Here is a 21,634-nt window from a genome sequence, read left to right as displayed (position 1 = left end):
CGGGCACCTTTTCAGGCATCCTCCGCCCGGGGGCCATTCTATAGCTTCATGCCGAGACAGGCGTTTCCTTCTCGATCGGGGTGCCCGTCCGGGGCTTTCGTTCTGTTCCCGTCGCGGCCGGCACCAGGATGCGGCCCTCGAACAGCCGGCGCGCGGTGCGCAGCAGGCTGGCCACGGTCCGGTCGCCGCGCTGGCGCATGCCCACATCCATGCGGCCCATCGGATGTTCGAACACCACGACCGAAGGCGGCGTGCGCAGACCGATCAGCTGCGCGACCAGCGTGCCCGAGACGGTGCTTGCGGTCGCAAGCCCGATGGCGCCCGTGGTGGCCAGGGTGGGATGGCAGGTTGCCGGCATGAAATAGCGCACCGCCAGGTCGCCTTCGCCCGCGGGCGGCGCGATCAGCACCGGCTTCGGCACCACCTTTTCGGACACGTCGCCCAGCCCCATCCGGCGCCCCGCCTCGCGGCGCATCTCTTCCAGACGGGCCAGAAGATCGGCATTCGCATTCAGCTCGGCCGCGGTTTCATGGCCGGTCACGCCCATATCGGCGGCCCGCAGCACCATCATCGGCATCGCCGCATTGATGCAGGTGGCCTCGATCCCGCCGATCCGGTCCACCGTCTGGCCGGTCGGGAACATCGTGTCCTGCGCCTGGGCCGAGGCATCCAGGAAGGTCAGCATCACCGGCGCCGCCGTGCCCGGCACGCCGTCGATCTTCGCCGTGCCGCCATAGGTGACCATGCCGCCGGGGGTCTGCACCTCGGCCTCGACCATCGAGCGGGTGTTCACATTGTAGATGCGCACCAGCGTGACAGGGTCGGAAACCGGGATCAGCCCCGCCTCGATGGCAAAGGGCCCGACCGCCGACAGCATGTTTCCGCAATTGGGAGAGGTATCGACCACGCGCTTGGCCACCGAGACCTGGGCAAACAGATAGTCCACATCCACGCCCGGCCGGGTCGAGCGCGAGACGATGGCAACCTTGCTGGTCACCGCATTGCCGCCGCCGATGCCGTCGATCTGCAGCGGATGGCCCGCGCCCATGGCGGCAATCAGGATCTCGTCACGCAGCTCGGGGTCTTCGGGCAGATCCTGGGCCAGGAAAAAGGGCCCGCGCGATGTCCCACCCCGCATCATGACGCAGGGGATTCCCCGTTGGTCGTTCATTCAACTCGCCTTCCAAGTCCAATTCAATATGTGCAAAAGTCGATGCGCAAAACGCATCAATCCCTGCCATTGAAGCATTTCTCAAATCGAATAGTATTGGAAATGCAAATATTTCACGGAGCGATCCATCTTGCGCATCAACTGCGAAATCCTGGACCTGCGATGCTTCCTGATGGTGGTGGAACTGGGCAACTTTCACCGGGCCGCCGATGCGCTGAACATCTCGCAGCCCGCGCTGAGCCGGCGGATCCAGAAGCTTGAGCAGACGATCGGCGGCGCGCTGCTGGATCGCACGACCCGGCATGTCACCCCCACCGCGATGGGGATGGAACTGCTGCCGCTGGTGCGCCGCATGCTTGAGGAATTCGACGGCTCGCTTTTCACCTCGCGCGGGACGCGGCCGCAGCGGGCGGTGACGATCAACATGGCCTGCATCCCGACCGCGGCCTTCTACTTCCTGCCCTCGGTCATCCGCCGCTTCTCCGAGGAATTCCCGCATGTCCGCTTCTCGATCCTGGACGTGCCGGCCACGCAGGGCGTGCAGGCGGTTGCGCGGGGCGAGGTGGAGTTCGGGATCAACTTCATGGGCAATACCGACCCGGATCTGGATTTCATCCGCCTGATCGAAGACCCGTTCGTCCTGGCGGCGCGCAAGGATCACCGGCTGGCGAACAAGCCCCAGGTCACCTGGGCCGATCTGCAGCGCTGCCCGCTGATTTCGGTGCATCGGTCATCGGCCAACCGGACCCTGCTGGATTCGGCCCTGGCCAAGTCGAACCAGAACCTACCCTGGACCTATGAGGTGACCCACCTGTCCACCTCGCTTGGGCTGGTCGAGGCGGGCCTGGGCATCGCGGTTCTGCCCCGGCTGGCGATGCCGCAGGGCGATCATCCGTTCCTGGCGGCGGTGCCGGTCGGGCAGCCGGAAGTCACCCGCACGATCGGCATCCTCAAGCGCCGCAGCGTGACGCTGTCGCCCGCGGCCGAGCGCTTTCTGAAGATGCTGATCGGCACCTGGCAGCCCGAGGCCTGACGCGCCGCGCCCGGGTCAGGGCAGGGGATCGAAGATCTTGCCGGGGTTCATGATCCCCGAAGGGTCGATGGCGGCCTTGATCGCGGCCATCAGATCCACCGCCTCGCCCTGTTCCTTGCGCAGATAGGCCTTCTTGCCGACGCCCACGCCATGCTCGCCCGTGCAGGTTCCGCCCACGGCCAGCGCCCGGTCGATCATCCGGCCGTTGACCGCCTTGATCCGGGCGATCTCGTCGGCATCGGCGGGATCCATCAGGAACAGCACGTGGAAATTCCCGTCGCCGACATGGCCCAGGATCGGCGCGGTCAGGCCATTGTCGCGGATGTCGCGCTGCACCTCGACAATCGCGCCCGCCATGGCCGAGATCGGCACGCAGACATCCGAGATGAACACCTCGCAGCCCGGCCGCAGACCCTTGGCGGCGAAGAGCGCATGGTGGCGCGCCTTCCACAGCGCGGTCCGCTCCTCGGTGGCGGTGGCCCAGCGGAAGCCCTGACCGCCATTCGCCTCGGCCAGTTCGCCAAACAGCCGCACCTGTTCGGCCACGCCCTCGGGCGAGCCGTGGAATTCCAGGAACAGCGTCGCCGCCTCGGGCAGACCCAGGCCGGAATCCTGGTTCACCGCCGCGATCTGCACCTCGTCCAGCAATTCGATCCGCGCCATGGGAATGCCGATCTGGATTGCCAGGATCGTGGTCTGCACCGCGCCTTCCAGACTGTCGAAGGCGCAGACCGCGGCCGAGATCGTCTCGGGGATGCCGTAAAGCCGAAGGGTGACGGCGGTGATGACGCCCAGCGTGCCTTCCGAGCCCACGAAAAGATGCGTCAGGTCATAGCCCGCCGCCGATTTGCGTGCCCGCGTGCCGGTGCGGATCAGCCGGCCGTCGGGCAGCACCACCTCAAGCGCCAGCACATTGGTCGCCATCGTGCCATAGCGAACCGCATTGGTGCCCGAGGCCCTTGTGGCGGCCATGCCGCCCAGCGTGGCATTGGCGCCGGGGTCGATCGGGAAGAACAGGCCGGTATCGCGCAGATGGGCATTCAGCGCCTCACGCGTGACGCCGGCCTCGACGGTGACGTCCAGGTCTTCGGCATTCAGCTGCAGGATGCGGTTCATCCCCGACAGGTCCAGGCTGATCCCGCCCTTCGGCGCATGGATATGCCCCTCCAGCGACGAGCCCGCCCCGAAGGCGATCACCGGAACCGCGTGGCGATGGCAGATCCGCATCACCGCCTGAACCTCGGCGGTGGACTGGACGAAGACCACCGCATCGGGCAGCGGGGCGACATGCCAGCTCATGTCGCGCGCATGCTGTTCGCGCAGCGCCACCGCCCGGCTGAGCCTGGTGCCGAACAGCGGCTCCAGCTCGGCGAGGGCGGCTTCCAGGGCGCTGTTGGGGGCCTGCGACAGGTCTTGCATGACGGACTCCGGTTGATCTGCGTATCGCTGTGGCGCTGTCATAGGGCGCCGATGGCAATCCATCAAATGCAACATTTGGCGGGTTTGATCCGCTTCGTGAAGGCGGGGCGGCGGCGGGCAGCGGCCTTGCTGGTCATCCGGCCTGGGGGCGATCGGCGCCCGAGGCGGGCAGGGTGGCGGTGATTTTCAGCCCGCCGCCCGGCAGGTTTTCGGCCCGCACCGTGCCGCCATGCAGCCGGATGGCATTGGCGGCGATGGCAAGGCCCAAGCCCGTGCCGCTGCCGGTCTGATCGCGCACGAAGGCGTGGAAGATATGGGTCAGCTGCGTCGCGTCGATCCCCGGCCCGTCGTCACGGAAGGTCACGACGACGGCGCCGTCCTGCAGGGCGACGGTGACCTCGACCGTGCCGCCTTGGGGCGAATAGCGCAGGGCGTTGCGCAGGATGTTCTCGAAGGCGCGGTGCAGCAATTCGGGGTCGCAGCGCAGATCCAGCCGGTCCGGCCCGTGATAGCGCAGCCCGACCTGGCGCACCTGCCCCTCGAGGGCCGCATCGCGCAGCATCGGGTCCAGGATTTCCAGCAGGTCGATCTCGACCGGCTGCAGCACCGCCAGCCCGCCGCGTTCCAGCCGCGCCAGCGTCAGGATTTCCTCGACCAGCCGGTCGACGCGGGCGATATCGGCCTCGATCCGCGGCAGCATCGCCTCGAGCCGCGCCGGGTTCTGGTGCAGAAGCGCCGTGGCGACCTGCAGCCGTGCCAGCGGCGAGCGGATTTCATGCGAGATGTCGTGAAACAGGCGCGAGCGGCTTTCGGTCAGTTCCTGCAGCTTGCTGGCCGCCATGTCGAAGGCGCGGCCGACATCGGCGATGGCCGGCTCGGAATGGCTGAGCGCGGGGCCGATCCGCCGGTCGAGATCGCCCTTGGACAGATCGGCAAGCGCCTCGCCCAGGCGCTGGATCGGGCGGACGAAGCGCCGCGCCAGCATCAGCGCGATCACCAGGCTGATCCCGGCGCCCGCGGTCATCGGCGTCAGGAAGGGCAGGAACCGGCGCAGGCTGCCGAAGGGCGGCGCCAGAAGCTGCAGGCGCAGGCAGCCCGTGGCCCCGACCGGGCCGATCCGGTCGTCGCCCGCACAGTCGGCGCCCTGACTTTCGACCAGCGCGAACAGATCGGCCACCTGCTCATCGCGGGACAGCAGCGCTTCCACCGCGGGTTTGCCGCCGTCCAGAAACGCCTCGCGCGCGGCGATCTGCAGGGTACCGGCCAGGGTCTCGACCGGCACCTGGTCGGGCGGGCGCAGGCCAAGGCTGACCGCAAGCACGATGACCAGAAGCGACGTGCCGATGATCGCCGCCCAGATATACCAGAAGAAGCGAAGGACCATCTGCCTCATGCGGGAACCAGCTGATAGCCCTGGCCCCGCACGCTGAGGATGGCCGCGGCGCCGTTGGCGGCCGCGATCTTCTGCCGGATCGCCGAGATATGCACGTCGACCGATCGGTCATAGGGCGCCAGCGCCCGGCCAAGCCCCTGTTCGGACAGCTCTTGCCGCGACACGATCCGCCCGGCATTGGCGGCAAGCACCTCAAGCAGGTTGAACTCGGCCCCGGTCAGGTCCAGCGCGGTGTCGTGCCAATGCGCGCGGCGGCGGGCGGTGTCGATCAGAAGCCCGCCCGCCGTCAGCACCTTGCCCGGGGCCGAGCGGCCGCCGCCGCGCCGCAGGATGGCGCGCAGCCGCGCCGCCAGCTCGCCCGGCGAACAGGGCTTTGCCAGATAGTCGTCCGCCCCAAGATCCAGCCCGGCGATCCGGTCCACCTCGTCGCCGCGGGCGGTCAGCATCAGCACCGGCACATTGCTTTCGCGCCGGATCCGGCGCAGCACCTCGATGCCGCTGATCCCGGGCATCATGATGTCCAGAACCACGATCTCGGCCCTAGCCTCGGCAATGGCGCCGATGCAGCGGCGGCCATCGGCAAGATGGGTCACGGCAAAGCCTTCCTGGCCAAGATATTCGGCAAGAAGCTCGGCCAGGGCCGTGTCGTCATCGATCAGCAGAACAGAAGCCATCGCCGTTCCTCCGCCTGATCTGATAGCGCAAAGACCGGCGAAAGGGCGAAGAATTACCCTTCTTTTCCCCCGCTTTACACATCTTCACACAGGGGCGGGCCACAAGGGCGGGCGATTGATGGAGCCTGCGATGCGTCCCCTTCCTGGCCTGATCTCTGTGCTGGCGCTGTCGGCCTGTGCCGCGGCGATCGTGCCGCCAGCCCCGCAGCAGGCGGTCTCGGCCCGGTTTGCCGCGGACGCGCCGCAGGCCGGCTCGGCCATCGACCTGACCTGGTGGGGGCAGTTCAACGATGCCCAGCTGGCCGATCTGTTGCGCCTGGCGGATGCCAACAGCCCCAGCCTGCGCAGCGCGGCGGCGGCCGTGATGAAGGCGCGGGCGGTGGCCGGGCAAGGCGATGCCGGGCTTGCGCCAGTGCTGACCGCCGATCTGGCGCGCAGCGTCACCAAACAGGCCGACACGGCGCGGGCGACGGACGATACCGCGAAATTCGATGCCTCCTGGGAAATCGACCTGTTCGGCAAGGCCCGCCAGACGGCCGAGGCGGCGCGTCTGTCGGCCGCGGCCGAAGAGGCGGCCTTCCGCGGCGCCCATGTCAGCCTGTCGGCCGAAGTCGCAAGCGGCTTTGTCCAATACCGCGCCTGCATGCGGATCGAGGCGATCTACCGCGCCGCGCTGGGCTCGCAGCGCGACACGCTGCGCGCGACCGGCGATCTGGTCCGGGCCGGTCTTGCGCCCCAAAGCGACGCGGCGCTGGCCGAGGCCTCGGTCGCCAGCGCGGCGATCGCGCTGGAAAGCCAGACCGCCGATTGCCGGGTTCTGGCGCAGACGCTGGCGGTCAGCGTGGGCGTCAGCCAGGGGCAGATCGACGCGATCCTGTCGCGCGGCGGCGGTCTGCCGGTGCCCAGGGCCTTCCGCGTGTCTTCGGTTCCGGCCGAGGTGCTGCGCCAGCGCCCCGACATCATCGAGGCCGAGCTGACCTTCGCCGCCGCCCTGGCAAGCATGGGCGCGGCGCAGGCCGATCTGTTCCCGTCGCTGTCGCTGGGCGGGTCGATCACCCTGACCGATCCGAAAAGCTGGCAATTCGGCCCGGCGCTGTCCTTGCCGATCTTTGACGGCGGGGCGGCGCGGGCCAGCCTGCGCAGCGCCCAGGCCGAGGCGCAGATCGCGGGGGAAAGCTGGCGCAAGGCGGTGCTGTCGGCCGTGGCCGAAACCGAGGGGGCGATGACCCGGCTGGCGGCGGCCCGGCGCAACGGCGCCAGCGCCCGCAAGGCGGTGGCGGGCTATCAGGCCTATTTCGACGCGCTCGATGCGAAGTGGCGGGCCGGCGGCGAGACGCTTCTCAACCGCGAAACGGCGCGGCGCAGCCTGCAAACCGCCCAGATCACCGAGGTCGAGCAGCGCGAGGCGGAAATCCTGCAATGGGTCGCGCTGTTCAAGGCGGCCGGGGGCGGCTGGACCCGCCCGGCCCAGGCCCAGGCCGCGGCCTTGCCTCAGAGTGAAGGAAAAGAATGATGAACGCCCCCAGGCTGCCCCTGACGATCGCGCTTCTGGCGCTGCTTCTGCCGGCCGCCGGCGCCGGTGTCGCGCAAGACACGGCCGCCGAGGGCGGGTCGGCCAATGCGGCGCTGACGGTCGAGCTTGTCAGACCCGAGCGGCTGCTTTGGCCGGTCACGCTGGAAACCAATGGCCGGCTGAAGCCCTGGCACGAGGCGGTGATCGCGTCGGAAATCTCGGGCCAGCGCATCGAAAGCGTCGAGGTCGATGTGGGCGCGGCGGTGCGGAAGGGCGATCTTCTGGCCCGGCTGTCGACCGAGACGCTTGAAAATGCCGTCCTGCAGGAAGAGGCGGCGGTGATGTCGGCCGAGGCGACGCTGGAGGAGGCGAAGGCCGATGCCGACCGCGCGCGCAGCCTGGCCGGTGGCCAGTCCGGCGCGCTGTCCGATCAGCAGGCGACCGAATATTACGTGGCCGAGCGCAAGGCCGAGGCCGAGCTCGCCTCGGCGCAGGCGGCGCTGGCCAGCGCGCGGCTGGATCTGGCGCGCAGCCAGATCCTTGCACCCGACGACGGGGTCATCTCGGCGCGGTCGGCGGCGCTGGGGGCGGTCGTGTCCGGCGGCAGCGAATTGTTCCGGCTGATCCGGCAGAACCGGATCGAATGGCAGGCCGAAGTGCCGCTGCGCTTTCTGCGCCAGATCACGGTGGGAACCAAGGTCGCGATCCCGACCCCGATCGGCACCGATGTTCCGGGCGAAGTGCGCCAGATCGCGCCCGATGCCTCGGAGACGACGGGGCGGGTGATCGTCTATGTCGCGCTGACCCCGCCCGAGGGCCTGCCGATGCCGCGCACCGGAATGATGGTCACCGGCCGGTTCGACCTGGGCCGGACCGAGGCGCTGACCGTGCCCGCGACGGCCAGCTCGATCCGCGACGGGTTCACCTATGTCTTCGTTCTGGACCCGGGGTCGCAGCCGGCCAAGGTCACGCGCAAGCGGGTCGAGATCGGGCGGCGCCAGGGCGAGCGGGTGGAAATCCTGTCGGGGCTGACTGGCGATGAACAGGTGGTCAAGGCGGGCGGCGCCTTCCTGAACGACGGATCGCTGGTGCGTGTGGTGGAGGCGGCGGAATGAATTTCTCGGCCTGGGCGATCCGCAACCCCGTTCCACCGATTCTGGCCTTCCTTCTGCTGACCGTTGTCGGGCTGATGAGCTTCAACCGGCTGGATATCCAGAACTTCCCCGACATGGATCTGCCGACGATCACCATCTCGGCCAGTCTTGAGGGCGCGGCGGCGGCGCAGTTGGAAACCGAAGTCGCCCGCAAGATCGAGGATGAGCTGACGGGCCTGACCCGGCTGGATTCGGTGACGACGACGATCACCGATGGCGCGGTGCAGATCGATGTCTCTTTCGATCTGGGCAAGGACGCCCAGGTCGCGCTGGACGAGGTGTCAAGCGCCGTCGACCAGGTGAAATCCGACCTGCCCGCAGGGATGGAGACGCCCACGGTCACCAAATCGGAACTGGGATCCTCGCCGCTGGTCACCTATGTCGTCAGCGCGCAGACGCTGGACGAGGCCGAGCTGAGCTGGCTGATCGACAATGACATCGAGCGGGTGCTGATGGCCGTCGACGGGGTGGGCGAGGTCAGCCGGCTGGGCGGCATCGACCGCGAGATCCGCGTGCAGCTTGACCCCGACCTGATGGCCGGTCTGGGCCTGACGGCGGCCGATGTGAACGGCCAGCTTGACGATGTGCAGCGCGATCTGTCGGGCGGCAAGGGCCGGGTCGGCAGCGCCAGCCAGTCGCTGCGGGTGCGCGCCGCCGCCGCCTCGGTCGAGGATCTGCGGGCCACGCCCATTCCGCTGCCGAATGGCGGCTGGGTGCGGCTGGACGAGTTGGGCACCGTCACCGACACCCATGCCGACCGCAGCTCGCTGGCCTATCTGAACGGCGCGCCGGTGATCGCGCTGCAGGTGAAACGGTCCAAGGGCTTTTCCGATGTCGCCGTGACCGAAGGCGTGCGCGCGGCCCTGGCCGAGTTCGGGGCCGCGCATCCCGAAGTGACCCTGGCCGAGGCCTATAACACCATCACCCCGACGCAAGAGAATTACGACGCCTCGATCCACATGCTGTATGAGGGCGCGGCCATCGCGATCGTGGTGGTCTTCCTGTTCCTGCGCGACTGGCGGGCCACCTTCATCGCCGCCGTCGCCCTGCCGCTGTCGATCATCCCCACCTTCCTGGTGATGGATCAGATGGGCTACAGCCTGAACACCGTCACCCTTCTGGCGCTGTCGCTGGTGGTGGGGATCCTGGTCGACGATGCCATCGTCGAGGTCGAGAACATCGAGCGCCATCTGCAGATGGGCAAGACCGCCTATGATGCCGCGATGGAGGCGGCCGACGAGATCGGTCTGGCGGTGATCGCCACCACCTTCTCGCTGGTCGCGGTCTTCCTGCCCACGGCCTTCATGGGCGGCATTCCGGGGATCATCTTCAAGCAGTTCGGGATCACCGCATCGGTGGCGGTGCTGTTCTCGCTGCTGGTGGCGCGGCTTGTGACGCCCATGATGGCGGCCCATATGCTGAAGACCTCGGCCCATGTCGAGAAGCCGGACGGTTGGGCGATGCGCCGTTACATCGCGCTGGTGAAGCTGATGTTGCGCCGGCGCTGGATTCCGGTCGCGGGGGTGATCGGTTTTTTCGCGGCGACCGGGCTGGTCGTCACGCAGATGTCGACCGGGTTCTTCCCGGCCTCGGATGACAGCCAGACCCGCGTGGTCGTCACCGCGCCCCCCGGCACGCAGATCGAGGATACCGACAAGGCCGCCCTTGCCGCGGCCCAGGCGATCCGCGGCCGCGACCATGTGACCGGCGTTTTCGTGGCCACCGGCACGGCCTCGACCGGGGGCATGGGGGGCGGCGGGTCAAGCCAGTCGGTGGATTCGGCGACGCTGGTCGTCAATCTGACGCCGATCGACGACCGCAGCGAAACCCAGTCCGAGATCGAGGCCGATCTGCGCCAGGCGCTGGAACAGCTTCCGGGGGTGCGGGTCGAGGTTGGCACCGGCGGCAATGGCACCGAATTGCAGGTCACGCTGGCGGGCGACACATCGGCGGTGCTGGAAGCGGCGGCATCCGCGCTTGAGGCCGAGATCCGCACCCGCATTGCGGGCATCGGCAATGTCACCTCTTCGGCCGCGCTGCAAAGCCCCGAGATCGTGATCACCCCCGATCTGGCCCGGGCCGCGGCGCTGGGCGTGACCTCGCGGGCGATTGCGGATGCGGTGCGGGTTGCGACTGCGGGGGGCTACGATTCGGCGCTATCAAAGCTGAACCTGCCCGAGCGTCAGGTGGCGATCCGCATCCTGTTGGCCGAAACCAACCGCGAGACGCTGGACCAGATCGCGCTGATCCCGGTTGCCGGTGCCAATGGCAATGTGGCGCTGGGGGTGATTGCCGAGATCACCATGGGATCGGCGCCCAGCGAGATCACCCGGCTGGACCGCAAGCGCAATGTCTCGATCTCGATCGAGCTGAACGGCCGCAATCTGTCGGATGTGATGGCCGAGGTCAGGCAGCTTGACAGCTATCGGAACCTGCCCAGCGGGGTTGAAACGGTCGAGCAGGGCGATCTGAAGCGCCAGAGCGAATTGTTCAGCTCTTTCGCAACCGCGATGGCGATCGGCATCTTCTGCATCTATGCGGTGCTGGTGCTGCTGTTCCACGATTTCCTGCAGCCGGTGACGATCCTGATGGCCTTGCCGCTGGCGCTGGGCGGGGCGCTGTTGCCGCTGGTTCTGACCGGGACAAGCTTTTCGATGCCGGCGGTGATCGGGTTGCTTTTGCTGATGGGGATCGTGTCGAAGAATTCGATCCTTCTGGTCGAATATGCGATCACCGCGCGCAATCAGGGCATGTCGCGCTTCGATGCGCTGGTCGATGCCTGCCACAAGCGGGCGCGGCCGATCATCATGACCACGGTGGCCATGGCCGGCGGCATGGCGCCCGCGGCGCTGAGCCTGGTCTCGGGCGACCCGAGCTTCCGCCAGCCGATGGGCGTGGTGGTGATCGGCGGGCTGATCACTTCGACCTTCCTGAGCCTGGTGGTGATTCCGGTGGCCTTCACCCTCATCGACGATCTTGAACACATGCTGGCCCGGCTGTTCCGCCGGAAGACGCCGGGCTGACGCGGCACCGGCGTCGCCCGGCATGACGAGGCCCTGGCCCCTTGCGCGGGCCACGGTTCCTTTGCGGGGCAATGGGGCGCGAAGCTTCGGGTGCGCAGGGCGCGCGCCGCATCCTGGAAAGACCGTCGATCTTCACAGGAAATCCAACACTGTCAGGGATATGTGGCGGAGAGGGTGGGATTCGAACCCACGGTACCCTTGCAGGCACTCCGGTTTTCGAGACCGGCGCGATCGACCACTCCGCCACCTCTCCGCGCTTTGGGGGTCGTTTCAGTGGGCGGGGATGTAGCGGGGCGGCAGGGGAAGCGCAAGCCCGTTTTCAACAGGTTTTTGACGGGCGCCGGAAAGACTTGTCCGGCAGGCCCCGCGCGGGCCTGTCGGCCGGGGCAGTGGCTGTGCCTTGGCGGGGCCGAAGGGTGGGGAATGCCGCTCTACACGCAGGTTTGAGTCGGCGGCGTCTTTTCCCAGGCGGCGGGCCGGCATAGCGTGATCGTGCAGGCTCCCACCCGTCCAAGGGGGGCTGCGCGCGTGCAACAGGAAAGGCCCGTCCATGCCGAAGCCGCATCTCGAACTTCTGGCCGCCGGTTTCGCGGCGGCGCTGGCCGTGACGCTGCCCGCCACCCATCTGATGACCGCCCCCGCCCGGGCGCAGGGCCAGGCGCAGGAGCAGGGCCAGCCCGGCGCCTCGGCCGAGGCGCTGACCCAGGCCGCCGCGCCCTCGGCCGCGGCGCGGCTGGCCGATCTGATGCGGATGGACCAGACCTTCGCGATCATGGTCGAAGAGGGCAAGGCCCATGGCGCCGATCTGGAGAAGGGCTTCTTCCCCGGCCGGGGCGGTGCCGCCTGGGCGCAGACCGTGGCGCGGATCTATGACCCCGCGCTGATGCAAAGCCGCTTCGTCGCGGCCTTCGAGGCGGCGCTGAAGACCGACCCCGCCGCCGTGGCGGAAGCCGAGGCCTTCTTCGGCTCGGCCCTGGGCCAGAAGGTGCTGGGGCTGGAAATCGACGCGCGGCGCGCCATGATCGACGACGATATCAGCGAGGCGGCCGAGGTCGCGGCCGAGAAGATGAAGGCCGCGCGCGATCCGCGGCTGCGGCTGATCCGCCGGATGATCGAGGCGGGCGATCTGGTCGAGATGAACGTGGCCGGCGCGCTGGGGGCGAATCTGGCCTTCAGCCGCGGCCTTTCGGACGCGATGCCGCCCGGCCAGCGTCAGGATCCCGACGACATGATGGCCGAGGTCTGGGGGCAGGAGGCGGGGATTCGCGCCTCGACCACGACCTGGCTTTATTCCTATCTGACCATGGCCTATGCGCCGCTCAGCGATGCCGAGCTGAAATCCTATATTGATTTCTGGGCCAGCCCGGCCGGCAAGGCGGTGAATGCGGCGCTGTTCGCGGGCTCGGATGCGGTCTTCGCGCCGCTGTCGCAGGATCTGGGGGCGGCGGTGGCCGCGACGGCGCAATCGACGGATATCTGACCCGGCCTGCCTGCCTGCGCGGCGCTTGACAGGCGGGGGCGAAGACCGCATAAGCGCGCATCCGGCCTGGGGGGCGACTCCCGGGCGGGGTTTTATATGCAACACCGCCCCGCAAGGGGCGCGCTGTCCGAAGGCGGGGCAGGGGCCGCAAGGCCACCACCCCCCGAACGCCGGAAACGGGGCCGCAGGGCGCGGAGAAGGAAAAGGAAAGACCCATGTTTGCGGTCCTCAAGACCGGCGGCAAGCAATACAAGGTCCAGGCGGGCGACGTGCTGCGCGTGGAAAAGCTTGATGCCGCCGCTGGCGACAAGATCCAGTTCAACGAGATCCTGATGCTGGGCACCACCGTCGGTGCCCCCCTGGTCGCCGGCGCCGCCGTGCAGGCCGAAGTGATCGAGCAGATCAAGGGTCCGAAGACCATCTCGTATCACAAGCGCCGCCGGAAGCATTCCTCGCAGCGGACCCGTGGCCATCGTCAGCAACTGACGCTGCTGCGCGTGACCGACGTGCTGGAATCGGGCGCCGACAAGACCGGCGTCAAGGAAGCCACCGGCACCGCCGCTGCGCGCTTGGCCGCGCATGAGGCCCCCGGCGCCGCCAAGGCCGCCGAGCCGGCCGCCGAGAAACCGAAGCGCGCCCGCAAGGCCGCGGAAGCGAAGGAGTAACATCCCATGGCACACAAGAAAGCAGGCGGTTCGTCGCGCAACGGCCGCGATTCCGCGGGCCGTCGCCTGGGCGTGAAGCTGTATGGTGGCCAGACCGCCATTCCGGGCAACATCATCTGCCGCCAGCGCGGCACGACCTGGTTCCCGGGTGAAGGCGTCGGCATGGGCACCGACCACACGATCTTCGCGACCGTGGAAGGCAAGGTAACCTTCAAGAAGGGCCTCAAAGGCCGCACTTTCATTTCGGTCCTCCCGGTGGCGGAGGCCGCCGAGTAAGCCGAAAAACCCTTACAATCCGAATCTATCGGGGGGATCGGCTGAAAAGCCGGTCCCTTTTCGCATTTCCGCCGCGGTTTTGCCGGGGCGGCGTTGGAAAGTCGGGGGCCTGCCCCCACATGTGCTTCACGAGGAGAAAGCCATGGTTCTGGATATGATCCCTGCCGCCGAAGGCCAGATCGCCGCCGGCCGCTTCGTGCTGCGCCCGGTCCGCCCGTCGGATACCGGCCTGATCGCGCATTACGCAGCCGACCGCCGGGTGGCCGAGGCGACGCAGAACATCCCGCATCCCTTCCCGCCGGGCGCGGCCGAGGCCTATGTGGCGCGCGCGATGAAGCACGAACGTCCGGGCTCGGTCTGGGCGATGGACGGCTCGGCCACCGGACTGAGCGAGCTGCTGGGGGTGATCAGTCTGAAGCCGATGGAATGCGGCGCCGGCAAGGGCAACCAGTCCGAAGTCGCCTATTGGGTGGCGCCGGCCTTCTGGAATTCCGGCATCGCCTCGGAAGCGGTGCGGGCGCTGGTCGCGGCCAACCCGCTGCAGGACCGCACCTATTTCGCCGAGGTGTTCCAGGACAATCCCGGCTCGGCCCGGGTCCTGACCAATGCGGGCTTCCAGTATCTGGGCGATGCCGAGGCGTTTTCGGTGGCGCGCCACGCGGTCGTGCCAACCTGGACCTATCTGCGCAAGCTGGACTGAGGGCCTTGCCCTTGCGGAGCGCTTCGTCCCGGCGCCGGGGGTTTCACACCCCCGGACCCCCGTGGGATATTTCCGCAGAGAGGAAGGCAGCAGCGCGGTCCTGTGCGGCTTGAGACTTGGGCGCCGATCCTGTATCGCCCCTTTATTCCCATGAAAGCGGCCTGAGATGAAATTCCTTGACCTTGCCAAAGTCTATATCCGCTCGGGCGGCGGCGGGGCCGGCTGCGTCTCGTTCCGGCGCGAGAAATTCATCGAATTCGGCGGGCCCGATGGCGGGGACGGCGGCCATGGCGGTTCGGTCTGGGCCGAGGCGGTGGATGGGCTGAACACGCTGATCGACTATCGCTATCAGCAGCATTTCTTTGCCAAATCCGGCCAGCCCGGCATGGGCAACCAGAAAACCGGGAAATCCGGCGACGACATCGTCATGAAAGTGCCGCTGGGCACCGAGATTCTGGACGAGGACGAGGAAACCGTGATCGCCGATCTGACCGAGCCGGGGCAGCGCGTCTGTCTGGCGGCGGGCGGCAATGGCGGCTGGGGCAATCTGCGCTTCAAATCCAGTACCAACCGGGCGCCGGCGCGGGCCAATCCGGGGCAGGAAGGCGTGGAACGCACGATCTGGCTGCGGCTGAAGCTGATCGCCGATGCGGGGCTGGTGGGCCTGCCCAATGCCGGCAAGTCGACCTTCCTTGCCGCCGTGTCGAATGCGCGCCCGAAGATCGCCGATTACCCCTTTACCACGCTGGTGCCCAATCTGGGCGTGGTGGGCATTGACGGGCACGAGTTTGTCATCGCCGACATCCCGGGCCTGATCGAGGGCGCCTCGGAAGGCCGGGGCCTGGGCATGCAGTTCCTGGCCCATGTCGAACGCTGCAAGGTGCTGCTGCATCTGGTCGACGGCACCTCTTCGACGATCGTCAAGGATTACCGCACCATCGTGACCGAGCTTGAGGCTTATTCCGAGGTGCTGGGCGACAAGCCCCGCATCCTGGCCCTGAACAAGGTCGACGCGATGGAGCCGAAGCAGATCTCGGACCGCCGGCGGGCGCTGGAAAAGGCCAGCGGCGGGCCGGTGCATGTGATCTCGGGCGTGGCAGGGCGCGGCATTCCCGAGGTGCTGCGGGCGATCTATGCCGAGATTTCCGGGGACGAGGCGCAGGAGGCGCAGGGCGCATGGACTCCGTGATCCTGCGGGCCGCCCCCGATGTGCGGGCGGCGAAACGGCTGGTGGTGAAGATCGGCTCGGCCCTGCTGGTCGACCGGCAGAAGGGCCTGCGCCAGGCCTGGCTGTCGGCGCTGGCGCTGGATGTGGCCGAGGCCAAGACGCGCGGCACCGAAGTGGTGCTGGTGTCTTCCGGCTCGATCGCTTTGGGGCGGATGGTGCTGGGCCTGCCCGCGGGCGCCCTGACGCTGGAGCAAAGCCAGGCCGCGGCGGCGGTGGGGCAGATCCGGCTGGCGCGCGCCTATGAGGAAGTGCTGGCACCGCATGGCATCACCACGGCGCAGGTTCTGGTGACGCTGGAAGATACCGCCGACCGGCGCCGCTATCTGAACAGCCGCGCCACGATGGAGACGCTGCTCAGCCTGCACACCGTGCCGATCGTGAATGAAAACGACACGGTGGCGACGGACGAGATCCGCTTCGGTGACAATGACCGCTTGGCCGCGCAGATCGCCGTGACGGTGGGCGCGGATCAGCTGGTGCTTTTGTCGGATGTGGACGGCTTCTACACCGCCAATCCGAAGGAAGACCCGACGGCCCGGCGCTTCGATGTGGTCGACACCATCACCCCCGAGATCGAGGCGATGGCGGGCGATCCGATTTCCGGCCTGTCGAAGGGCGGGATGAAGACCAAGCTTCTGGCGGCGAAGACCGCCGTGGCGGGCGGCTGTGCCATGGCGATCATGGAAGGCTCGGTCCTGCGGCCCCTGACCGCGCTGGCCCAGGGCGCGGCGCGGACCTGGTTCGTGCCCTCGTCCGACCCGCAGCTGGCGCGCAAGCTGTGGATCGCCGCGATGAAGCCCAAGGGTGAATTGGTGCTGGATGCCGGCGCCGTGGCGGCTTTGCGGGCGGGTAAAAGCCTGCTGCCGGCGGGGGTGACGCGGGTCAGCGGCAATTTCGGCCGGGGCGAGCCGGTGGCGATCCTGTCGCCCGAAGGCGCGGTTCTGGGCAAGGGGCTGGTGCGCTATACCGCCGCCGAGGCCAAGCAGATTGCCGGGCATCGCTCTGGCGAGATCGAGGCGATCCTGGGCTATCAGGGCCGGGCGGCGCTGGTGCATCGGGACGATATGGTGTTGTGACGGTCCGATTTCTTCAAAGAAATCGGAGCGGAAATTTCGAAATTTCCGCCTCGGAGTTTTCGAAAACTCCGGGGCCTCGGGGAAAAGGCGGCGCGACATGGACGGGCAATTCGGCGATCTGATGCAGGATATCGGCCGCAAGGCGCGCGAGGCTGCGGCCGAACTGGCCTTCGCCTCGTCCGAGCGCAAGGCGGCGGCGCTTCTGTCGGCGGCGGCGGCGGTCTGGGACCGGCGGCAGGAAATCCTGGACGGCAATGCGATGGATTGCGCCTATGCCGAGGAAAAGGGCCTGAGCCCGGCGATGCTGGACCGGCTGCGGCTGGACGACCACCGGATCCGCGGCATCGTCGACGGCCTGCGCTCGGTGGCCGAGCAGAAGGACCCGGTCGGCCGGGTGCTGGCGGAATGGGACCGGCCCTCGGGCCTGCATATCCAGCGCGTGGCGACGCCTCTGGGTGTGGTGGGGGTGATCTATGAATCGCGCCCCAATGTCACGGCGGATGCGGGCGCCCTGTGCCTGAAATCCGGCAATGCGGTGATCCTGCGCGGCGGCAGCGAAAGCTTCCATTCGTCCGAGGCGATCCATGACTGCCTGTTGCAGGGGTTGCGCGAAGCGCATCTGCCCGAGGCGGCGATCCAGATGGTGCCGACCCGCGACCGCGGCATGGTGACCGCGATGCTGCAGGCGGTCGCGCATATCGACGTGATCGTGCCGCGCGGCGGCAAGGGGCTGGTCGGGTTGGTGCAGCGCGAGGCGCGGGTGCCGGTCTTCGCGCATCTGGAAGGCATCTGCCATGTCTATGCCGACCGGGACGCCGATCTGGACAAGGCGCGCCGGGTGGTCTTGAACGCCAAGACCAGGCGCACCGGGGTGTGCGGCGCGGCGGAATGCCTGCTGATCGACTGGCAGTTCTACACCAAGCATGGCGGCGTGCTGATCGAGGATCTGCTGGCCGCGGGGGTCGAGGTGCGCACCGAGGGCGAATTGCTGAAGATCCCCGGCACGGTGAAGGCCGCGCCCGAGGATTTCGGCCATGAATTCCTGGACAAGATCATCGCGGCCAAGCTGGTCGACGGGGTGGACGAGGCGATCGCCCATATCCGCCGCTATGGCAGCCAGCACACCGAGGCGATCCTGACCGAGAACGACGCCACCGCGGCGCGCTTCTTCGAACGGCTGGATTCGGCGATCCTGATGCGCAATGCCAGCACCCAATTCGCCGATGGCGGCGAGTTCGGCATGGGCGCCGAGATCGGCATCGCCACCGGCAAGATGCATGCGCGCGGGCCGGTGGGGGCCGAGCAGCTGTGCAGCTTCAAATATCTGGTCACCGGCGACGGCACGATCCGGCCCTGAGCGGGGGCAATTCGGAGCAATTCGGGGCAATTCGGGGCAGGGGATGGCATCCGCGCAACAGCGCGGTTGCATACCCTTGTATTCCATGAATTCTCTGGCAAGGCCGGGGCCGGCCGCCCTATGGCGCGAGAACGACTTCTCAGGTGCTGCCCATGACCCCCGACCAGGACCATCCCCTGCGCTATGCCACGGTGAACGAGCTGCATGCGCGGCCCTTCCCCTCGCTTGAAGTGCCCTCGACCGCGCTTTTCGTGGCCTTCAAGGAACCCGTCGATGCCGCGAACCGTGACCGCGGGCGCGACCGGGCCCATCTTCTGGCGCTTCTGGACCGGCATGGCTCGGCCCATCCGCAGCCCGAGGCCACGCATTTCTCCGGCCCGCTGGGGCGGGCCACGCTGAAATGGGAAAGCCATACCGAATTCGTGACCTATTCGGCCTTCTGGCCCGGCGTCTCGGCGCGGCCTTTCGATCCGGCCGATGCCGGGGTCTTCGCGCCCGACTGGCTGGAAGCTGCGCCGGGGCGGCGGCTGACCTCGGTTCTGATCCGCATCGTGGCCATGCCCGAGGATCAGGACGAGATGCTGGCCCAGGCCGAGGGCTGGTTCGTGCCGGAAAGCATGGCGATGAGCCGGGTGGTCGACGGCGCGGCGGTGGTGGCGGGCGATTTCCACATCGACCCGGCGGGCCATATGCGCTTTGCGGTTTTCGTGCGGCCGGGAACCGGGGCGCGGCGGGTCGGGCGGATCATCCAGCGTCTGTGCGAGATCGAGATCTACCGCGCCATGTCGATGCTGGGCCTGATCCGCGCCCGCGCGCTGACCGCGCGGCTGAACGCGCTGGACCCGGCGCTGTCGGCGCTGGTCTCGGGCTTGGATGCGGCCTCGGGCTCGCCCGAGGCGGCGCTGCACGAATTGCTGGCGATCTCGGCCGAGCTGGAAAGCCTGGCGGTGCGGTTCTCGTTCCGCTTCGGGGCGACGGCGGCCTATGAGGCGATCCTCAATCAGCGCATCGAGGTGTTGCGCGAGGAACGGATCGAGGGCCGCCAGACCTTCGCGGAATTCATGATGCGGCGCTTCGATCCGGCGATGCGCACGGTGAAATCGGCCGAGGGCCGGTTGCAGGCCATGGCGGAACGGGCGGCGCGGGCGGCGGAACTGTTGCGCACGCGGGTCGATGTGGAACGCTCGGCGCAGAACCAGAAGCTTCTGGAAAGCATGGACCGGCGGGCCGATCTGCAATTGCGGCTGCAGCACACGGTCGAAGGCCTGTCGGTGGTGGCGATCAGCTATTACGCAGTCAGCCTGGCGGGCTATCTGGCCTATCCGGTCGCGCATGAGCTGGGCCTGACCAAGGAAATGCTGACCGCCGCGCTGGTTCTGCCGGTGGTCGGGCTGGTCTGGCTGATGATCCGGCGGATCCGCAAGGGGATGCATTAGACGGCATGAGACCGGCCCCGATCCTTCGCCGAAGGATCGGGCGCGCCCTAGCGGCCGCGGATCCGCGGGTCCAGCGCGTCGCGCAGGCCGTCGCCGATATAGTTGACCGACAGCACCGTCAGCGAGATCGCCAGCCCCGGCCAGATCATCTGCACCGGATAGCTCTGGTTGTTATAGGCATAGTTCAGCATCGAGCCCCAGGTCGGGAAATCGGGCTGGAAGCCCTGGCCCAGAAAGGACAGCACGCTTTCGGTGATGATCGCATTGGCGATGCCCAGCGTCGCGGCCACCATCACCGGCGACAGCACATTCGGCAGGATGTGGCGGGTGATGATCCGCCGCGACGGCGTGCCGATCGAGCGCGCGGCCAGCACGAATTCGCGCTCTTTCACCGCCAGCACCTGACCGCGCACGATCCGCGCCACATGCATCCAGCTGGTCAGGCCGATGCCGGCCACGATGATGAAGAACGTGCCCAGATTGGGTCCGAACTCGGCCCGCATCACGCCGCCATACAGATAGACCAGCACCAGAAGCAAAGGCAGCAGCGGCAGCGACAGGAACATGTCGGTCAGCCGCATCAGCGCATTGTCCAGCGCGCGGAAATAGCCCGCCAGCACCCCGATCAGCGTGCCCACGCCGATCGCCACCCCCATCGCCACGAAGCCCACGGCCAGCGACACTTTGCCCCCCAGCATCAGCCGGGCCATGATGTCGCGCCCGACCTGGTCGGTGCCCAGCGGATTGGTCAGCGAGGCGCCCAGATTGCGGCTTTTGAACATCTGGGCGGTGTTCGAATTCACCAAGATCGGCTCCTTGGTCCAGAACAGCGGGCCCACCAGCACGAAGAGCAGCAGGAAGATCAGCACGAACAGCCCGACCATCGCGCCGCGATGGGCGCGGAACTGCGCCCAGACATCCAGCCACAGGCTGCGGGGGGCCTCGATCACGGTGGCATCAGTCATAACGGATTCTCGGGTCCAGCACGCCGTACAGGATGTCGGCGATCAGGTTGAACAGGACGATCAGAATGGCGGTGAGGAAGGCGATGGTCTGCACCACCGGCAGGTCGTTGACATGGATGGCGCTGATCAGCGCGGCGCCGATGCCGTTGATCTTGAACACCTGCTCGGTGACGATGGCGCCGCCGAAGATCGTGGGCGCGCCCAGCGCGATGATGGTGACGACCGGGATCAGCGAATTGCGCAGCACATGTTTCAAGACCACCGTGCCTTCGCCCATGCCCTTGGCGCGCGCGGTGCGCACGTAATCCTGGCTCAGGTTCTCCAGCATCGAGGACCGGGTATAGCGGCTGACCTCGGCTGCGTTGTACAGCGCCAGCACGACGACCGGCAGCGTCATCTGGTGCAGCATCTGCTTGAAGGTCGCCCAGTCGGTGACCCGCAGCGAGGTGTTGAAGATCGAAGGGAACCAGCCCAGGTAGACGGTGAAGATCAGGATCATCACCAGGCCGGTGAAGAAGGTCGGCACCGAAAAGCCGATCATCGAGATGAAGGTGCCGATCTGGTCGAACCAGCTGTATTGCCGATAGGCCGAATAGATGCCGATCGGCAGGGCGATCACGATGGCCAGCAGATAGGCCGATCCGATCACGGTCAGCGTCTGCGGCAGCCTTTCGCCAATGATGCGGAACACCGGCGCGCGCGAGGAATAGGACAGCAGCCGCGGCGCATCGCCCGCCAGCTGGGTGCCGAACAGATTGTCGATGCCGTAAAGCGGTTCGGTCCAGAAGAACTGCTTCATCCACAGCAGGTAGCGGACATAGAAGGGCGCATCCAGCCCAAGGGCGGCGCGGATCTTGGCCTGCACTTCGGGCGGCACGGTCAGCGGGATCTCGGACATGGGCGAGCCGGGCGCCAGATCGACGACCAGGAAGATCACCAGGCTGATCAGCAGCAGCGTCGGGATGGCCAGCAAAAGCCGTCTCAGCGTGTAGGTGAGCATGGGCGGGCGCCTCGGGTCAGCAGTCTTGAAGAAAAAGCGGGGAAGGGGGCGCGCGCCGGGCCCGTGGTCCG

The 21,634-nt window shown here is 67.6% G+C and carries 18 protein-coding genes and 1 tRNA gene; 12 read left to right on the top strand and 7 right to left on the bottom strand.

The annotated features are described in order from the left end of the window. Nucleotides 1–46: 46 nt before the first annotated feature. On the bottom strand, nucleotides 47–1,171 hold the full coding sequence (locus K1Y73_RS10645) for a 4-oxalomesaconate tautomerase (RefSeq protein ID WP_225028277.1): 1,125 nt from the start codon (nucleotides 1,169–1,171) through the stop codon (nucleotides 47–49). 130 nt (nucleotides 1,172–1,301) lie between these two features. On the opposite strand from K1Y73_RS10645, the gene K1Y73_RS10640 reads away from it, so the two are divergent. Then, nucleotides 1,302–2,204 carry a LysR family transcriptional regulator gene (locus tag K1Y73_RS10640; protein ID WP_225028276.1) on the top strand — a complete coding sequence of 301 codons (903 nt, stop codon included), beginning with the start codon at nucleotides 1,302–1,304 and terminating at the stop codon, nucleotides 2,202–2,204. 15 nt (nucleotides 2,205–2,219) lie between these two features. On the opposite strand, the gene K1Y73_RS10635 is transcribed toward K1Y73_RS10640, so the two are convergent. The 3 genes from K1Y73_RS10635 to K1Y73_RS10625 all read right to left on the bottom strand — a co-directional run bounded on the left by K1Y73_RS10635 (nucleotide 2,220) and on the right by K1Y73_RS10625 (nucleotide 5,690). Then, nucleotides 2,220–3,623 (bottom strand): FAD-binding oxidoreductase, encoded by a 1,404-nt coding sequence (locus K1Y73_RS10635; RefSeq protein WP_225028275.1) that lies wholly within the window; start codon nucleotides 3,621–3,623, stop codon nucleotides 2,220–2,222. Nucleotides 3,624–3,756: 133 nt separating this feature from the next. Further along, complete coding sequence (locus tag K1Y73_RS10630; protein ID WP_225028274.1) at nucleotides 3,757–5,007, bottom strand: HAMP domain-containing sensor histidine kinase; 1,251 nt, start codon at nucleotides 5,005–5,007, stop codon at nucleotides 3,757–3,759. Nucleotides 5,008–5,012: 5 nt separating this feature from the next. Continuing rightward, the gene (locus K1Y73_RS10625; protein ID WP_225028273.1) at nucleotides 5,013–5,690 is read right to left on the bottom strand and encodes a response regulator transcription factor; all 678 of its coding nucleotides are present in this window, start codon (nucleotides 5,688–5,690) and stop codon (nucleotides 5,013–5,015) included. A gap of 130 nt (nucleotides 5,691–5,820) precedes the next feature. Between K1Y73_RS10625 and K1Y73_RS10620 the strand changes: the two genes are divergently transcribed. Genes K1Y73_RS10620 through K1Y73_RS10610 form a run of 3 tightly spaced genes read left to right on the top strand, consistent with a single transcriptional unit; the run spans nucleotide 5,821 to nucleotide 11,380 of the window. Continuing rightward, a complete protein-coding gene (locus K1Y73_RS10620; protein ID WP_225028272.1) occupies nucleotides 5,821–7,203 on the top strand; it encodes an efflux transporter outer membrane subunit in 1,383 nt (460 codons plus the stop codon). Then, nucleotides 7,203–8,318, top strand: coding sequence for an efflux RND transporter periplasmic adaptor subunit (locus K1Y73_RS10615; RefSeq protein WP_225028271.1), 1,116 nt, complete (start codon nucleotides 7,203–7,205; stop codon nucleotides 8,316–8,318). The genes K1Y73_RS10620 and K1Y73_RS10615 overlap by 1 nt, the downstream gene beginning before the upstream one ends. Next, complete coding sequence (locus K1Y73_RS10610) at nucleotides 8,315–11,380, top strand: efflux RND transporter permease subunit (protein WP_225028270.1); 3,066 nt, start codon at nucleotides 8,315–8,317, stop codon at nucleotides 11,378–11,380. Before K1Y73_RS10615 ends, K1Y73_RS10610 begins: the two co-directional genes overlap by 4 nt. A gap of 163 nt (nucleotides 11,381–11,543) precedes the next feature. On the opposite strand, the gene K1Y73_RS10605 is transcribed toward K1Y73_RS10610, so the two are convergent. Further along, nucleotides 11,544–11,633 (bottom strand) — tRNA-Ser (locus K1Y73_RS10605). 297 nt (nucleotides 11,634–11,930) lie between these two features. Between K1Y73_RS10605 and K1Y73_RS10600 the strand changes: the two genes are divergently transcribed. The 8 genes from K1Y73_RS10600 to K1Y73_RS10565 all read left to right on the top strand — a co-directional run bounded on the left by K1Y73_RS10600 (nucleotide 11,931) and on the right by K1Y73_RS10565 (nucleotide 19,598). Beyond that, entirely contained in the window at nucleotides 11,931–12,860 is a 930-nt protein-coding gene (locus tag K1Y73_RS10600) for a DUF2059 domain-containing protein (protein WP_225028269.1), read from the top strand. Nucleotides 12,861–13,075: 215 nt separating this feature from the next. Then, on the top strand, nucleotides 13,076–13,525 hold the full coding sequence (gene rplU / locus K1Y73_RS10595) for a 50S ribosomal protein L21 (RefSeq protein WP_225028268.1): 450 nt from the start codon (nucleotides 13,076–13,078) through the stop codon (nucleotides 13,523–13,525). Between the two features lie 6 nt (nucleotides 13,526–13,531). After that, nucleotides 13,532–13,801, top strand: coding sequence for a 50S ribosomal protein L27 (gene rpmA / locus K1Y73_RS10590; RefSeq protein ID WP_225028267.1), 270 nt, complete (start codon nucleotides 13,532–13,534; stop codon nucleotides 13,799–13,801). A 142-nt stretch (nucleotides 13,802–13,943) separates the two neighbouring features. Further along, complete coding sequence (locus K1Y73_RS10585) at nucleotides 13,944–14,501, top strand: GNAT family N-acetyltransferase (protein ID WP_225028266.1); 558 nt, start codon at nucleotides 13,944–13,946, stop codon at nucleotides 14,499–14,501. Nucleotides 14,502–14,667: 166 nt separating this feature from the next. Next, nucleotides 14,668–15,690, top strand: a complete 1,023-nt coding sequence (obgE, locus tag K1Y73_RS10580; RefSeq protein WP_225028265.1) for a GTPase ObgE — start codon at nucleotides 14,668–14,670, stop codon at nucleotides 15,688–15,690. Next, nucleotides 15,678–16,805 (top strand): glutamate 5-kinase, encoded by a 1,128-nt coding sequence (gene proB, locus K1Y73_RS10575; RefSeq protein WP_225028264.1) that lies wholly within the window; start codon nucleotides 15,678–15,680, stop codon nucleotides 16,803–16,805. Before obgE ends, proB begins: the two co-directional genes overlap by 13 nt. A gap of 97 nt (nucleotides 16,806–16,902) precedes the next feature. Next, nucleotides 16,903–18,162, top strand: a complete 1,260-nt coding sequence (locus tag K1Y73_RS10570) for a glutamate-5-semialdehyde dehydrogenase (protein WP_225028263.1) — start codon at nucleotides 16,903–16,905, stop codon at nucleotides 18,160–18,162. A 152-nt stretch (nucleotides 18,163–18,314) separates the two neighbouring features. Then, nucleotides 18,315–19,598, top strand: coding sequence for a DUF3422 family protein (locus tag K1Y73_RS10565; RefSeq protein WP_225028262.1), 1,284 nt, complete (start codon nucleotides 18,315–18,317; stop codon nucleotides 19,596–19,598). Nucleotides 19,599–19,645: 47 nt separating this feature from the next. On the opposite strand, the gene K1Y73_RS10560 is transcribed toward K1Y73_RS10565, so the two are convergent. Further along, nucleotides 19,646–20,563: an ABC transporter permease gene (locus K1Y73_RS10560; RefSeq protein WP_225028261.1), complete on the bottom strand. Its 918-nt coding sequence runs from the start codon at nucleotides 20,561–20,563 to the stop codon at nucleotides 19,646–19,648. After that, entirely contained in the window at nucleotides 20,556–21,563 is a 1,008-nt protein-coding gene (locus K1Y73_RS10555; RefSeq protein WP_225028260.1) for an ABC transporter permease, read from the bottom strand. The genes K1Y73_RS10560 and K1Y73_RS10555 overlap by 8 nt, the downstream gene beginning before the upstream one ends. Nucleotides 21,564–21,634 lie beyond the last annotated feature (71 nt).

The sequence above is a fragment of the Xinfangfangia pollutisoli genome (genome assembly GCF_020179405.1).
GTDB lineage: Bacteria > Pseudomonadota > Alphaproteobacteria > Rhodobacterales > Rhodobacteraceae > Pseudogemmobacter > Pseudogemmobacter pollutisoli.
The sequence above is the reverse complement of the archived record's forward strand: the minus strand, read 5'-3'. Positions and strand labels throughout refer to the sequence as shown.

Excerpts from the sequence above, each read along its gene's own strand:
- K1Y73_RS10645 (WP_225028277.1), bottom strand. The coding sequence starts at position 1,171 with ATGAACGACCAACGGGGAATCCCCTGCGTCATGATGCGGGGTGGGACA.
- K1Y73_RS10635 (WP_225028275.1), bottom strand. The coding sequence starts at position 3,623 with ATGCAAGACCTGTCGCAGGCCCCCAACAGCGCCCTGGAAGCCGCCCTC.
- K1Y73_RS10630 (WP_225028274.1), bottom strand. The coding sequence starts at position 5,007 with ATGGTCCTTCGCTTCTTCTGGTATATCTGGGCGGCGATCATCGGCACG.
- K1Y73_RS10625 (WP_225028273.1), bottom strand. The coding sequence starts at position 5,690 with ATGGCTTCTGTTCTGCTGATCGATGACGACACGGCCCTGGCCGAGCTT.
- K1Y73_RS10620 (WP_225028272.1), top strand. The coding sequence starts at position 5,821 with ATGCGTCCCCTTCCTGGCCTGATCTCTGTGCTGGCGCTGTCGGCCTGT.
- K1Y73_RS10615 (WP_225028271.1), top strand. The coding sequence starts at position 7,203 with ATGAACGCCCCCAGGCTGCCCCTGACGATCGCGCTTCTGGCGCTGCTT.
- K1Y73_RS10610 (WP_225028270.1), top strand. The coding sequence starts at position 8,315 with ATGAATTTCTCGGCCTGGGCGATCCGCAACCCCGTTCCACCGATTCTG.
- K1Y73_RS10600 (WP_225028269.1), top strand. The coding sequence starts at position 11,931 with ATGCCGAAGCCGCATCTCGAACTTCTGGCCGCCGGTTTCGCGGCGGCG.
- rplU (WP_225028268.1), top strand. The coding sequence starts at position 13,076 with ATGTTTGCGGTCCTCAAGACCGGCGGCAAGCAATACAAGGTCCAGGCG.
- rpmA (WP_225028267.1), top strand. The coding sequence starts at position 13,532 with ATGGCACACAAGAAAGCAGGCGGTTCGTCGCGCAACGGCCGCGATTCC.
- K1Y73_RS10585 (WP_225028266.1), top strand. The coding sequence starts at position 13,944 with ATGGTTCTGGATATGATCCCTGCCGCCGAAGGCCAGATCGCCGCCGGC.
- obgE (WP_225028265.1), top strand. The coding sequence starts at position 14,668 with ATGAAATTCCTTGACCTTGCCAAAGTCTATATCCGCTCGGGCGGCGGC.
- proB (WP_225028264.1), top strand. The coding sequence starts at position 15,678 with ATGGACTCCGTGATCCTGCGGGCCGCCCCCGATGTGCGGGCGGCGAAA.
- K1Y73_RS10570 (WP_225028263.1), top strand. The coding sequence starts at position 16,903 with ATGGACGGGCAATTCGGCGATCTGATGCAGGATATCGGCCGCAAGGCG.
- K1Y73_RS10565 (WP_225028262.1), top strand. The coding sequence starts at position 18,315 with ATGACCCCCGACCAGGACCATCCCCTGCGCTATGCCACGGTGAACGAG.
- K1Y73_RS10560 (WP_225028261.1), bottom strand. The coding sequence starts at position 20,563 with ATGACTGATGCCACCGTGATCGAGGCCCCCCGCAGCCTGTGGCTGGAT.
- K1Y73_RS10555 (WP_225028260.1), bottom strand. The coding sequence starts at position 21,563 with ATGCTCACCTACACGCTGAGACGGCTTTTGCTGGCCATCCCGACGCTG.